General features: G+C 58.9%; 11 protein-coding genes and 1 tRNA gene. 5 read left to right on the top strand and 7 right to left on the bottom strand.

Translation table 11 applies throughout. From position 1 onward, the window contains the following. Window positions 1-176: 176 nt before the first annotated feature. The 3 genes from AC1DVF_RS14340 (at window position 177) to AC1DVF_RS14330 (ending at window position 2,166) form a co-directional block, all read left to right on the top strand. The gene (locus AC1DVF_RS14340; protein WP_477782646.1) at window positions 177-1,277 is read left to right on the top strand and encodes a DUF2817 domain-containing protein; all 1,101 of its coding nucleotides are present in this window, start codon (window positions 177-179) and stop codon (window positions 1,275-1,277) included. A gap of 190 nt (window positions 1,278-1,467) precedes the next feature. Continuing rightward, window positions 1,468-1,860: a helix-turn-helix domain-containing protein gene (locus AC1DVF_RS14335; protein WP_460088985.1), complete on the top strand. Its 393-nt coding sequence runs from the start codon at window positions 1,468-1,470 to the stop codon at window positions 1,858-1,860. Between the two features lie 81 nt (window positions 1,861-1,941). Then, window positions 1,942-2,166: a SymE family type I addiction module toxin gene (locus tag AC1DVF_RS14330; protein WP_039761255.1), complete on the top strand. Its 225-nt coding sequence runs from the start codon at window positions 1,942-1,944 to the stop codon at window positions 2,164-2,166. A 364-nt stretch (window positions 2,167-2,530) separates the two neighbouring features. Here the strand turns inward: AC1DVF_RS14330 and AC1DVF_RS14325 are convergent. The 6 genes from AC1DVF_RS14325 to AC1DVF_RS14300 form a co-directional block, all read right to left on the bottom strand. Continuing rightward, window positions 2,531-2,607, bottom strand: a tRNA-Met gene (locus AC1DVF_RS14325). Window positions 2,608-2,693: 86 nt separating this feature from the next. Beyond that, on the bottom strand, window positions 2,694-4,148 hold the full coding sequence (locus tag AC1DVF_RS14320; protein ID WP_477782645.1) for an amidase: 1,455 nt from the start codon (window positions 4,146-4,148) through the stop codon (window positions 2,694-2,696). Window positions 4,149-4,208: 60 nt separating this feature from the next. Continuing rightward, the gene (locus AC1DVF_RS14315; RefSeq protein WP_093441473.1) at window positions 4,209-5,255 is read right to left on the bottom strand and encodes an ABC transporter substrate-binding protein; all 1,047 of its coding nucleotides are present in this window, start codon (window positions 5,253-5,255) and stop codon (window positions 4,209-4,211) included. Window positions 5,256-5,282: 27 nt separating this feature from the next. Continuing rightward, window positions 5,283-6,089 (bottom strand): ABC transporter permease, encoded by an 807-nt coding sequence (locus AC1DVF_RS14310; protein WP_099757178.1) that lies wholly within the window; start codon window positions 6,087-6,089, stop codon window positions 5,283-5,285. Then, window positions 6,089-7,009 (bottom strand): ABC transporter permease, encoded by a 921-nt coding sequence (locus AC1DVF_RS14305; RefSeq protein ID WP_477782644.1) that lies wholly within the window; start codon window positions 7,007-7,009, stop codon window positions 6,089-6,091. Before AC1DVF_RS14305 ends, AC1DVF_RS14310 begins: the two co-directional genes overlap by 1 nt. A gap of 15 nt (window positions 7,010-7,024) precedes the next feature. Further along, window positions 7,025-8,143: an ABC transporter ATP-binding protein gene (locus AC1DVF_RS14300; RefSeq protein ID WP_427118910.1), complete on the bottom strand. Its 1,119-nt coding sequence runs from the start codon at window positions 8,141-8,143 to the stop codon at window positions 7,025-7,027. Window positions 8,144-8,369: 226 nt separating this feature from the next. On the opposite strand from AC1DVF_RS14300, the gene AC1DVF_RS14295 reads away from it, so the two are divergent. Continuing rightward, on the top strand, window positions 8,370-9,272 hold the full coding sequence (locus tag AC1DVF_RS14295) for a LysR substrate-binding domain-containing protein (RefSeq protein ID WP_093441458.1): 903 nt from the start codon (window positions 8,370-8,372) through the stop codon (window positions 9,270-9,272). On the opposite strand, the gene AC1DVF_RS14290 is transcribed toward AC1DVF_RS14295, so the two are convergent. Further along, window positions 9,265-11,322 (bottom strand): methyl-accepting chemotaxis protein, encoded by a 2,058-nt coding sequence (locus AC1DVF_RS14290; RefSeq protein ID WP_477782643.1) that lies wholly within the window; start codon window positions 11,320-11,322, stop codon window positions 9,265-9,267. The genes AC1DVF_RS14295 and AC1DVF_RS14290 overlap by 8 nt on opposite strands. 333 nt (window positions 11,323-11,655) lie before the next feature. On the opposite strand from AC1DVF_RS14290, the gene AC1DVF_RS14285 reads away from it, so the two are divergent. After that, window positions 11,656-12,873: an MFS transporter gene (locus AC1DVF_RS14285; RefSeq protein WP_477782642.1), complete on the top strand. Its 1,218-nt coding sequence runs from the start codon at window positions 11,656-11,658 to the stop codon at window positions 12,871-12,873. Window positions 12,874-13,238: the final 365 nt, after the last annotated feature.

Below are 13,238 nucleotides of genomic sequence, written 5' to 3'. Positions count from 1 at the left end.
CGGGGCGGATGTTCGCTAGGGTCAACCGCAAATTTATGGAGCACCAACATCCCCTGTAGGAGTGAGCCTGCTCGCGATAGCGGTGGTTCAGTCAACACTGATGTTGGCCGTAATGCCGCTATCGCGAGCAGGCTCACTCCTACAGGTAAAGGCATAAAAATCACAAGAGGCCAGGCATGCACAGCGAGTTCCCCTCCGAGTCCAGCTACCACGATCAACGCGAACAGTTCATCGCCGCCGCCAATGCCGCCGGTGCCGCGCTCACCTCCTACGCACATCCACGCTGCGGGCCATTCGGCGAACCGCTGAGCACCGACGTCGCCGTGCTCGGCGATCCGCTGGCCAAGCGCCGGCTGGTAGCGCTCAGCGGTACCCACGGAGTCGAGGGCTATTACGGCTCGGATTGCCAGATCGAATGGCTGAAAACCTTCGCACCCGGATCGCTGCCCAAGGATGTCGCGGTGGTGATGGTGCACCTGATCAACCCATGGGGTACGGCGTGGTTACGCCGGGTCAACGAAGACAACATCGACCTCAACCGCAATCACCTCGATTTCACAGGACCCTTACCGGATAACCGCGCGTACGCGGCACTGCATGAAATCTACGCCTGCACCGATTTGCACGGCCCCGAGCGCCAACGTGCGGACGCCTTGCTCGATGCGCAAATCAACGAACACGGCTGGCCGGCGGTGATGTCGATTGTCGAGGGTGGTCAGCACAGTCATCCCGACGGACTGTTTTACGGTGGCCGCGCGCCGAGCTGGTCGAATCGCACGCTGCACCAAATCATCAAAACGCATCTGGCTGGCGCTGAAACCGTGATGTGTTTTGACCTGCACACCGGCGCCGGCGAGTACGGTCATCCGATGTTGCTGACCATCACCCAGGCGCCTTACCCGGCACTCGCGCAGGCCCAGGCAATTTATGGCCCATGGCTTTACACGCTGCACACCGGCGCCGACACCTTGAGCGAAACCGGAGTGGCCGCGACGGCTACGGGGTACACCTCACAGGCGTTGCTCAATGCTTTACCGGACGTGCAATTGATGCCGTTCGTGATCGAGTGCGGGACGTATCCGGGGCCGGCTGTGCATCGGCATTTACGTGATGACCATTGGCTGCATTTGCATGGTGATCCGCTGGATGCGGTAGGGCGTGAGATCAAACTGAATCTGCTCGAGCAGTTCTATCCGGCTGATCCGGATTGGCGGGCCATGGTCGGTTTGCGCACTCGACAAATCTGGGCGAAAGGGTTGTCGGCGTTGGCTTGCTGAAAAGGCATTTCGCGCCTGTAGTACCTCGCCGCAACTTGGCGGTTGCTCTGCATTTCTCCTACGGATTTTTCAGGTCGACAACTTACGCGCCCTTACCTGAGGATGGTTTCTATCGTTTTTTCCAGGATGGATTTCAGATGAAAAGGATGAGTCCGTTGCCATTCAACTCTATTTTCAGTCGGCCATTGTCATGAGTGTTTCCAATGAGGACCGCGATTTTCTGGTGGCGATGGGCAGTCGCATTGCTCACTTACGCACAGTTCACGAAATCACACAGACGCGGTTTGCAAGGGCTTTAGGTCTTTCCCGGCAAACCTTTCAGGGCTATGAGGAGGGTACGCGCAGCATGCCGGTCACGACACTGGTGAAATTGGCATTTGCGCTTCGCGTGCCTGTTGAAGACCTGCTCGGCGTTCCCTCGTACACGGAGAGGCCCAGACGCAGCTTGACCTCGACGTGGTATCGACGGTTGCAGTCCATCAATGAGCTTTCGAAGGTCCAACAGAAGGTCATTGCGCAGATGCTTGACGCCCTGATCGCACAGGCAGCGACCAAAGCGAGCGACGAAGAAAAAGAAATTTGAAGTAACCCAAAGAACGCGGAACCAAGGTGCGACAACACCCTGGCCCCGCTAACCACAAAGCAGCTTAAAAGGAGCTGAACCATGGCTAAAACCAATCATACGACATCAACCCCCATCACTGAACGCCGGTTGAAAATCGCCGCAGACTTTTACCCGGTCCACACCAAGGAAAAAACCTACAGCCCCGCCAAACCCGTACCCTGGATCAGACTGCGCGGCCTGTGGTTACGGCAGGCAGGATTCGAGGTGAACGAGAACGTCAAAGTCCGTGTGATGAAAGGGTGTCTGGTGATTACAGCGGAATAGATGAAGCGTCCGAGTAAAGCCGCAACGCTATTTGCGTAGGAAAAAACGCCGCTAACCCTCAAGGGATAGCGGCTTTTTTTCTCAAGTAGCGCTTTTGATTATCTTGAATTTTATGGCGGGCGAGGCCCGTATTACCTGACTAAATGCCTGGTTGTGAGGAAGGCATTATCTTGAATTTGATATTTGCTTATGTGAAAAAAGGCGAAGTGCAAAATGTAAGAAAGTCTGACTGATGAGGTGCTGCGAGCGCACAGATCCAATCGAAAGGACTGAAGATAGACCTTTTGCAGGTGTGTAACCGGAAGGGGAGATTATTGCAGGCATAAAAAAACGGCCTACCTTTCGGTAAGCCGTTTTTAGTACTTGGTGGCTACACAGGGACTTGAACCCCGGACCCCAGCATTATGAATGCTATGCTCTAACCAACTGAGCTATGTAGCCAAGTGGCGCGCATTATTCCCCTGAAATGGAAAAGCGTCAAGCGTAAATTTAAAAATTTTTTCTACGCTTTCAACCGTTTATCAAAATCACTGCCTCAGCAGCGGCGAAGGGCAGCGTTGGAACCAGCGGCTGGCCTGCTCATACGCGTGCGCCAATTGCAGGACAGCGAAGTCGGCCTGGTGCTTGCCGATGATTTGCAGCCCCATCGGTAAACCGTCCGAATTGAACCCCGCCTGAACATTGGCGACCGGGCAACCCGACAACGTGCCGGGGATGACCACCTCCATCCAGCGGTGATAGGTGTCCATCGCCACGCCTTCGATAGACGTTGGCCACGGCTGGGTTTTATCGAAAGGGAACACTTGGGCGCTGGGCAGAAGCAGGTAATCGTACTTTTCGAACAGCCGAGAAATCGCCCGATACCAATCGCTGCGCACCACGGAGGCGGCGAACACTTCGCTGGCCGATAGCTTCAAACCGTTTTCCACTTCCCAGATCGCCTCCGGTTTCAGCAATGCGCGTTTCTGCGGATCGGCATACGTCGCGCCAAGCGACCCCGCGACCATCCAGTGCCGCAACGTCCGCCAACTGCTCCACAGCCGCTCAGGCGCGAAATCCGGCTGAACGGACTCAACGTGGCAGCCGAAGCTTTCAAAGTCGGCAAAGGTCTTCTCACACAGCGACAGAACGCCGTTCTCCATCGGCAGATAACCGTTGAAGTCGCCCAACCAACCCAACCGCGTGCCTTTGAAATCACGCTCCAGCGGCGCCGCAAACGCCTCACCGGATTCAGCGATGGACAGCGGCGCCCGAGCATCACCGCCAGCCTGCACCGACAACAGCAGCGCCGCATCTTTCACACTGCGCGCCATTGGCCCCTCATAACCGAGCTGATCAAAAAACAGATCGGCACTGTCATCAAACGGCACACGCCCCTGCGAAGGACGAAATCCAAAAATGTTGTTGAACGCCGCCGGATTACGCAGCGAACCCATCATGTCGCTGCCATCCGCCACCGGCACCATATGCATCGCCAGTGCCGCCGCCGCGCCGCCACTGCTGCCGCCCGCAGTTTTGCTCGAGTCATACGCGCAAGCGGTGGCGCCAAACAACGGGTTGTAACTTTGCGAGCCGAGGCCGAATTCCGGGGTGTTGGTCTTGCCGATGATGATCGCGCCGGCCGCCTTGATCCGCTCGACCATGATGCCGTCGCGATCAGGCACAAAATCCTTGTACAGCGGCGACCCCAGCGTGGTGCGAATACCTTGGGTCAGCGACAGATCCTTGATCGCGTGAGGCAAGCCATGCATCCAGCCACGGTACTCGCCGCGCGCCAGTTCGGCATCGCGCTCATTGGCCTGAGCCAGCAGATGTTCCGGCGATTGCAGGCTGATCAGCGCATTGACCAACGGATTGAAACGTTCGATATGGGCAAGATAAGTCTGCATCACTTCCCGGCAGGACACCTGGCGCAGGCGGATGCGGTCGGCGAGCGCGTGGGCCTGCAACAGGACCAGTTCGCTGATGTTATTAGAGTTCATTGCAAGCGGCCTTTCAGACGGCTGGAAAAGCGCCCCGCCAGTGCGACGGGGCGGTAAAGATCAACGCATCAGGTTGGTCCAGAGACGGTCGGCGAGGCGGATCGCGCCTTCGCCGCAGGTCTTGCTGAACACCACGTTAGTGCCCTCGGGAATGTGCAATTCCGGCGCGTCCTTGAGCGCCGCGTCGAGGAACGGTTCGACGCCTTTGATCGGGCTCTGGTGCTTGAGGAAGTTCTGCGTCATCGCCGAGTTTTCCGGCTGGCTGAGGAAGGCGATGAACGCCTTGGCATTCGCCGGATTCTTGCTGCCGGTAGGGATGACCATATTGTCGACCCAGGCCAGCACGCCTTCTTTCGGGTAGAGGTATTTCAGCGTCGGTTTCATCTCGCGGGCGCGCATCGACGAGCCGCCCCAGAACATCGACATGTCGATTTCACCCGAGGCAAGATTCTCGCGAATCGAGCCGGCCTTGGAGCTGTAGGTTTTCACGAACGGCTTCTGTGCCTTGAGCAAAGTCAGCACTTGCTGCATCTGTTTCGGGTCTTCGCTGCACAGCGGAATGTTCAGATAGAGGCTGGCCATGTCGACCATGTCGCTGACCGAGTCGAACATGTTGATACGCCCCTGCAATTCTGCTGGCGGCTCATACAAAACCTTGTAGCTGTCGGCCGGGCCTTTGTAGCGCGCCGAGTCCAGCACGACGCTGGTGGTGCCCCAAATGAATGGCACCGAATACGCGCCCTCCGGGTCCCAGCTCGGTTTTTTCAGGTTATCCACAACGCTGGCGTAGTAGGGTTCCTTGACCGGGTCGAAGCGCTCGAGCAGATTTTCCTTGATCAGGATCGGCACGAACTGGTGCGACGGAATCGCCACGTCATAACCGGCGCCGCCCTGTTTCAGTTTCGCCAGCAGCGTCTCGTTGGAGTCATAGGAATCGACGGTGACCTCGATGCCGGTCTGCTTCTGGAACTTGGCGAGAATCTCCGGCGAAAAGTAGCCGCTCCAGCTCACTACGTTGAGTTTTTCGGCGGCCTGAACACTGCCCATCATCGCCAGCGGCACAGTCAGAAACAACGAAGTGCCAACGCTTTTTATCCACTTGCTCATGCTATTTCCCCACAGGTCGTAGAAGGTTCAGGCGTTCTTTTTGCCCAACAGGTAAGAGAGGCTGACGAACAGCACCGAGACGCCGAGGATCAGCGTCGACACGGCGTTGACGTCGGGTGTCACGCCCATCCGTAGCAGGCCGAAAATGAAGATCGGCAGGGTCGTCGTGCCGGCCTGCGAGACCATCATCGAGATCACGAAGTTATCCAGCGAGACGATGAAGGCCAGCATCAGCCCGGAGAAAATCCCCGGCATCAGCAGCGGCAAAGTGACTTTGCGAAAGGTGCGCCACGGGCCGGCGTAGAGGTCGGCGGACGCTTGTTCCAGCGACAGGTCCATGTCGTTCAGTCGTGCCCGAATCGGCAGGTAGGCGAAGGGAATGCAGAACACCGTGTGCGCGATGATCAGGTTGCCGTAACCCAGCGACAGACCGATGGTGGAGAACAGCGCCAGCGTCGCCACACCGACGACAATTTCTGGCAAAACCAGCGGCAACATGATCGCGCCCATCGACAAGTGCAGGCCCTTGAACTTGGCGCCGCGCGAGGTGCCGAGGGCGGCGAGGGTGGCAATCACCGTGGCGATCATGCTTGCGCAGACGGCGATCAATAGGCTGTTGCCAGCGGCCTGGCGCAGGGCCTGATTGGCGAACGCGGCGCGATACCAATCGAGGCTGAATCCGGTCCACACCGTCGCCGATTGGTTGGCATTGAAGGAGAACACCACCAGCACCACGATCGGCGCATACAGGTACAGATAGAATAGAAAACTGAAGCCGCCGAAACCGGGGAAGTCCTGCACGCCCAGGCCTTTGCGTTTGAATAATGCAAGCATCACGCACCTCCTTTGGCGATGCGCTGGCGCTCGGCGCGCAGGGCATACACGGTCAGCACCAGCATCACGGCGGCCATCAGCACCAGCGACAACGCTGCACCAAACGGCCAGTTACGCGCATCGCTGAACTGCCGGAAGATCAGGTTGCCGAGCATCATTCGCGTGCCGCCACCGAGCAGTTCCGGGGCGATCATCGCGCCCAGGCACGGTACAAAAGTGAGGATCGCGCCGGCGAGAATTCCCGGTTTGGCGATGGGCAAAACCACTTTGCGCAAGGTGCGTATGCGTCCGGCGTAGAGATCCTGCGCGGCTTCGAGCAGGCGGATGTCCATCTTTTCCAGCGTCGCGTAGATCGGAAAAACCACGAATGGCGCATAGGTGTAAACCAGCCCCAGCAGCACCGCGCCGTCGGTGTAGAGCAACTGCAACGGTTCGTGGATAACGCCCATGCCCATCAGGCTGTTGTTGATCACCCCGGTGTTGCGCAGCAGCAGAATCCACGCGTAAGTGCGGATCAGCAGGTTGGCCCAGAACGGCACGGTGATCAGAAAGATCAGCAAGCCACGGCGATGCGCCGGTTGCATGGCCAGCCACACCGCCACCGGAAAACCGATCAACAACGTGATGATCGTGGTCAGCCCGGCAATGCCGATCGAGCGCAGGGCGATGATCAAATACGAGTCGGCAAACGCGAGGCTGTCGTCAAGTTGCCGCTCGAACAGCAGTGAGGTATAGGCGTCGCTGCTGAAGACTTTGTTGACCCCGCCGTAGGGGTTGGCCTCCATCAGCGAATAGCCGATGACGATCAGAATCGGCACCAGCAGAAACAGGCCGATGGCGATCAGCGCCGGGCTGACCCCGAGGAAGCTCTGGAAAGCCTTGCGGCGTTCCAGCGTGTTAGCAATCGGTAAGGCGTGCATGGCAATTCCTCCGGCTCAATCGTGCAGGACGCTGGCGCTTCCACGGTCGAACAACAGACCGGCCTGACTGCCGACGGCGAAACGCAGGCTCTGGTCGACGCAGTTGGGTGTACGCACGGTGAGGCGCGAACCGTCGCTGAGGCTGACCTGATATTGCAGATCGGTGCCGAGATAGATCTGCGCTTCGATCCGGCACGGCAGCGCGTTTTCGGTAGCCGCTGGTACCAGATGCAGACGCTCAGGTCGAACCGACAAGGTGACATTGGCGCCGACCTGCACATCGCTGCACGGTTGCGCCGGCAATGGATGACCCGCCGGGCCGGCGAACCACGCCTGACCGTTTTCCACGCGAGTGACTGTGCCTTCGATGAAATTGGTTTCGCCAATGAAGTCGGCGACGAAGCGATTGCGCGGCCGTTCGTAGATGTCTTCTGGCCGACCGACCTGCTGCACTTCGCCTTCGGAGAGCACGGCAATACGGTCGGACATGGTCAGCGCTTCTTCCTGGTCGTGGGTGACGAAGATGAAGGTAATGCCGGTCTTGGCCTGGATGGTTTTCAACTCTTCGCGCATCGCCTGACGCAGCTTGAGGTCGAGTGCCGACAGTGGCTCATCGAGCAGCAACACTTTCGGATGAGGTGCCAAAGCGCGGGCGAGGGCGACACGTTGTTGCTGGCCGCCAGAGAGTTGCGCCGGCTTGCGATTGGCGAAGCGCTCCATCTGCACCAGCGCCAACATCTCGCGCACGCGCTCGGCGATTTGCGCCTTGCTGAGGACTTTGCCCATTGGGTGCGATTCGAGGCCGAAGGCCAGATTCTCGGCGATGGTCATGTGCGGGAACAGCGCGTAATGCTGGAACACCGTGTTGACCGGACGCTGGAACGGCGGGCGATCAGCGATGTTTTCGCCGTAGAGCAGGATCTCGCCTTCGGTGGGAAATTCGAAACCGGCGATCATCCGCAGCAGCGTGGTCTTGCCGCAGCCGGAAGGGCCGAGAAGGGTGAAGAATTCGTTGTCGCGAATGTCCAGGTCGATGCTTTTCAGCGCCACCGGACCGGTCTGCGGATCACCGTAAACCTTGCGCACCGAGCGGATCGAGACCGCCAGCGTTTGCAGCGAATGCAGGGCATTCATGCGTTACCTCCGATTCCCCCATCGCCTGCGACTCGCTGTGCAAAGCGTTGCCGTCGGGCCATGGATATTATTTTTTTGGGCAGGATCGAGATTGCGTTCGGGTGTGAAACCAGCTGTTTTTTTGTTCTGCTGTGGCTCGATTATCAGCCAGGGGTTGCGCGGCGCGACACTTCAATTTAAACATGGCAGGTGTTAGTAAATTTAACAGCCGAAGGTGCCAGGAATCATGCCCGACCACCGTTTGCCGCCGCTCAACGCGGTGCGCGCCTTTGATGCCGCTGCCCGTTTGGGCAGCTATGTCGAAGCCTCGAAAGCCCTGCACGTGACCCAGCCTGCGATTGGCCGCCACGTGAAATTGCTCGAGGACTGGCTGGGCATTCAATTGTTCGAGCGCACCTCGCGCGGAGTCAACCTGACGCCAGCGGGGGAGAAGTACCATCGCAAGATCAGCGCCGCTTTGCAGTTGATCATCGAGGCGGGTAAGGAAGCTCGGCCGAAAGATACCGAGCGCTGGCTGCGGATCATGGTGGTGCCGGGTTTCGCCAAACGCTGGTTGATGCCTCGGATCGAAGCGCTGCGGCATCTGCGCCCGGGATTGAAACTGGCGATCGAGCCGAACTCCACTTTTACCGAAGTCGATGGCAAGAGCGCCGATCTGGGCATCGTCTACGGCCTCGACGGGCAATATGCCGACTCACGGGAAGCGCTGATTTGCCCACGGGTTTTTCCGATCTGCACGCCGGCGTATCTGGCCAGCATCGCACCGATCAACAGCCCGGCTGATCTGGTCAGAAACGATCTGATCCACGTCGATGACGGCGAATGGTGGAACCTCTGGTTCGCCGCGCACGACCTCGATATCCACCTCAATTCCGACATGCTCTACGTCAACAATGACCACGCGCTGTCGGTCGCCGAGAGCGGGCAGGGCATCGCGCTGGCCAACGAGGTGCTGGTGCGCCATGAACTGGCCAGCGGCAAACTGGTGCGCGCGGTCGACGCTCAGGTGAAGCTTGAGAGTTATCGGGTGCTGACGCCGTCCGCCGAACTCTCGGCGGATGTGGCGTGGTTTATTCAATGGCTCAAGGCTGAACTGGAAACGGACTTCCCTGAGGCGGTGATCAACTGAGGCGGAAGCGTGCGGTGTTGTCACTCAGCGCTTTGCTGCCCTGGCTCAGGGTGTCCGCCGCCAGATTCACCGCCCGTGCGCCTTCAAGCAAACGTACGGCCGCCTGATCAACCTGCTGAATATTGCCGCTGACTTCGTCGGCGGTACTCGCTTGCTCTTCAACCGCTGTGGCGATCTGCGCCAGGGTGTCGGTGACGCTTTGCACGGCGCTGGCGATTTCGCCCAGGCGTTCACCGAGACCAGTCACCGACTCGGCATCGGTTTGCGCCTGGCCGCACGCCGCTTCCATCAAACTCACGGCTTCGTTGACCGTCGCGCGCAAGCTGTCGACCGTACCGGCGATCTGCGCGGTGGACGACTGTGTACGTTGTGAAAGGCTGCGCACTTCATCGGCGACCACGGCGAAACCGCGTCCCTGTTCACCCGCGCGAGCAGCCTCGATGGCTGCGTTGAGCGCCAGCAGATTGGTTTGTTCGGCGACACCGCGAATCGTGTCGACGACCAATTGAATCTGCTGGCCTTGCTCGCTGACCCGGCCCAACGCCGCAGCCGTTTCATTCAAACGCTGATTGAGCTGTTGAATACTCGCGGTGGTGCGCTGGCTGTCGCGGCTGCTGTCGGCGGCGATGCGCCGGGTGTGTTGGGCGCTGCCGGAAGCCTGTTCGCAGCTCTGCGCCACGCCTTGCGACGTTGCGGCCAACTGCGTGGCGGCTGCGGCGATCTGGCTGATCTGCAATTGCTGCGCTTCGACTTCACTGAGCGCGCCGCTGGAATGCTCGTTGAGACTGCGCACCGCGTTGCTCAGTTGCGAAGTCTCGTGATCGACGCCAAGCATGCTGCTACGCAGTTGCACCACGGCAACGTTGAGTGCAGTGCTGATCGCGGCCAGCTCATCGCGGCCCACCACCGGCACTTGCAAGCTCAGGTTGCCATCGCGCAGGGCTTCGGCGAGCAGGGTGATGCCGCTGGCGCTGCGGCGGATCGAGGCTTGCAGGCAGACAAACAGGTACAACGCCGCGAGCAGCAGGCAGCCGAAGATCGCCGCGACGATGATGAACTGGCGGATCGCTGAGCTGTGGTAAGCGTCAAGTCGCTGATCCAGTGACACCAGCGATTGCTGGCGCAGTGCGGCTAGGTCGGTCAGCAGCGCATCGAGGCTGCGTTCGAACTCTTCGGGTTTGAGATTGATAGAGCCGCCGAACACGCCGTCGTCCAACACCTTCAGACCGCTGTCGAGGTTTTTGAGGCTGTCGTGGTATTGGCTGGCCCAGCTCTGCTGATCTTTCGGCAGGCGTGCTTCGAGCAGCGTGGCCGTTTTGACCAGTTGCTCGCGGGCGTCACCGATGCGGCTGCGCAGGTCGCGCAACTGCAAACGGCTTTGCAGGGTGAATTGGCCGGAGACGACCGAGGCCTGGCCGACGGCGGCAAGGCGTCCAACGCGTTCGATCAGGTCCGGGGCGTGTTGCGTGGAGATCTGCGTGAGCAGATAGGTTTCCAGCCACGGCGCGAGGGTCAGGCGATTGTCCATGACGATCTGCTCGCGCAACGCTTGCAGGGCGCTGAGGGCGTTGGTGAAGCGGTCGTAACCGTCCGGCCACCAACCGACACCGCTGAGGCTTTTCGAGTCCAGGCCGTTGAGCGCGGTTTGCAGCGCTTGATAGCGGGTGAGTGTTTCCCCCTCGGCGCCTTCATTTTTCAGCGCAGCGCCTAAATCGGTGGTGGCTTGCAGAACCGCCGGTTGCACCGCGTCGAATGCGCCCATGGCGGCGAGGGTGGCCGGCGTCGGTTGGCGATTGGTTTCCGTGGCGCGCCAGCGGGCGGCGCGGTCACGTTGGGCGGCGAGCAGGTTGTCCAGCGCATCCAGCGCGAGCAACTGACGCACGCCGGCACGTTCGCCGGAAATCAGATTGAGTTTGTCGCGATAGTCCTGGCCAATCATCAACAGGCTGCCGGCCAACGGCAGAATGAACAGTAGAAACAACAACTGGAATTTACCTGCGAAGCCAAACCGCCCCAGCAATTTGATCCCCGGTGAAAGGAAAGCCTGCATGCCCCATGACTCCTCTGGACACCACGCACCAATGGCGTGCATCGCGGTCGTGCGACGTTGATGTTGTGCCCTGCTAAAAGGCCTCGAAAGTTCACTCTCGCCCGCTCTGTAGGCCGGCTCTGTAGCGAAACTTCCCATTGTCGGTCGCCTTTGTAAGGCGCCCGCGTTCAAGGGATGTAGCAAGGCAAGATTCAGACCATGGCGTTGCGCTATCACCTTGCAGTCGACGACCAGTCAGTTAGTTAGCTGGCTAAGGGGATGGCGCTGGCGCACCGAAAAATGGCACATTGACGCACCTGCCTGCGTGCACCCATCTGCTGTCCGGAAACTTTCATGGCTATCAGCAACGTTCAGACCGCCGCTGCCTCGGCGCCCGCTGCTCCGCAAAGCAACCCATTGGTGATGCGTATCATCGGCGCGGTGGCGCTGGCGCATTTGATCAACGACCTGATCCAGTCGGTGCTGCCGTCGATTTACCCGATGCTCAAGGCCAATTACGGCCTGACCTTTACTCAGGTCGGCCTGATTACTCTGACCTTTCAGCTGACCGCATCTTTGTTGCAGCCGTGGGTCGGTTATCACACCGATCGGCATCCGAAACCGTGGTTGTTGCCGGCCGGGTCGATTTGCACGTTGATTGGCATCGTGATGATGTCGATGGTCGGCAGTTTCCCGTTGATTCTGTTGGCGGCGGCGCTCATCGGTATCGGTTCCTCGACGTTCCACCCCGAAGCCTCGCGGATCGCACGACTCGCCTCGGGCGGACGCTTTGGTCTGGCGCAATCGACCTTCCAGGTCGGCGGTAACGCCGGTTCCGCGTTCGGTCCGTTGCTGGCGGCGGCGATCATCATTCCGTTCGGTCAGGCCAACGTGGCGTGGTTCGGCCTGTTCGCGGTGTTTGCGCTGTTCGTGCTGTACCGCATCAGTCGCTGGTACGCCCATCACCTCAATCTGTTCAAGCTCAAGGCCGGTCAGGCAGCGACTCACGGGCTGTCGAAGGGCAGGGTGATCAGTGCGTTGGTGGTGCTGGGGCTGTTGGTGTTCTCCAAGTATTTCTACATGGCCAGCCTGACCAGCTATTTCACCTTTTACCTGATCGAGAAGTTCGACCTGTCGGTGGCCAGTTCGCAACTGCACCTGTTCCTGTTCTTGGGCGCGGTGGCGGCGGGGACGTTCTTCGGTGGGCCGATCGGCGACAAGATCGGGCGTAAGGCGGTGATCTGGTTCTCGATCCTCGGTGTGGCGCCGTTCACGTTGCTGATGCCTCACGTCGATCTGTTCTGGACCACTGTTCTCAGTGTGGTGATCGGCTTCATTCTGGCCTCGGCGTTCTCGGCGATTGTGGTTTATGCGCAGGAACTGGTGCCGGGCAATGTCGGGATGATTGCCGGAATCTTCTTCGGTTTGATGTTTGGTTTTGGCGGGATTGGCGCGGCGCTGCTGGGGCACCTGGCGGATATTCACGGGATTGAGTACGTGTATTTCCTCTGTTCGTTCTTGCCGTTGTTTGGCGTGTTGGCAATTTTCTTGCCGCGTACCAAAAAGCCCTAAGATCAAAAGATCGCAGCCTTCGGCAGCTCCTACATGGGATTGATGTACACCTGTAGGAGCTGCCGAAGGCTGCGATCTTTTAACAATCTGTCAGGCACAAAAAAGCCGCGTATCAAACGCGGCTTTGCTTTGGTTGAGCATTTTCAACAGTGTGAACTCCTACCGTTAAACCATCCGATGTTATGCATTGGCCATGTTGACTGATAAAAAACCGGATTTGTACTCTGTGATACTAAAAGAGCAACGATTCAGAGAGTTACTGTTGCTAATGAGAGTCTGTGGAAGTGTTTGGCGGAAATTTTGAAGCAGACTTTCATTGTCAAAAAATAAAACTAATGGTCGCTGGACATTTTTTTGTTTTTTGC

This window comes from Pseudomonas sp. P4_D7, assembly GCF_056401755.1.
Note: the sequence above shows the minus strand (reverse complement) of the source record. Positions and strands in the feature narration are given on the sequence as shown.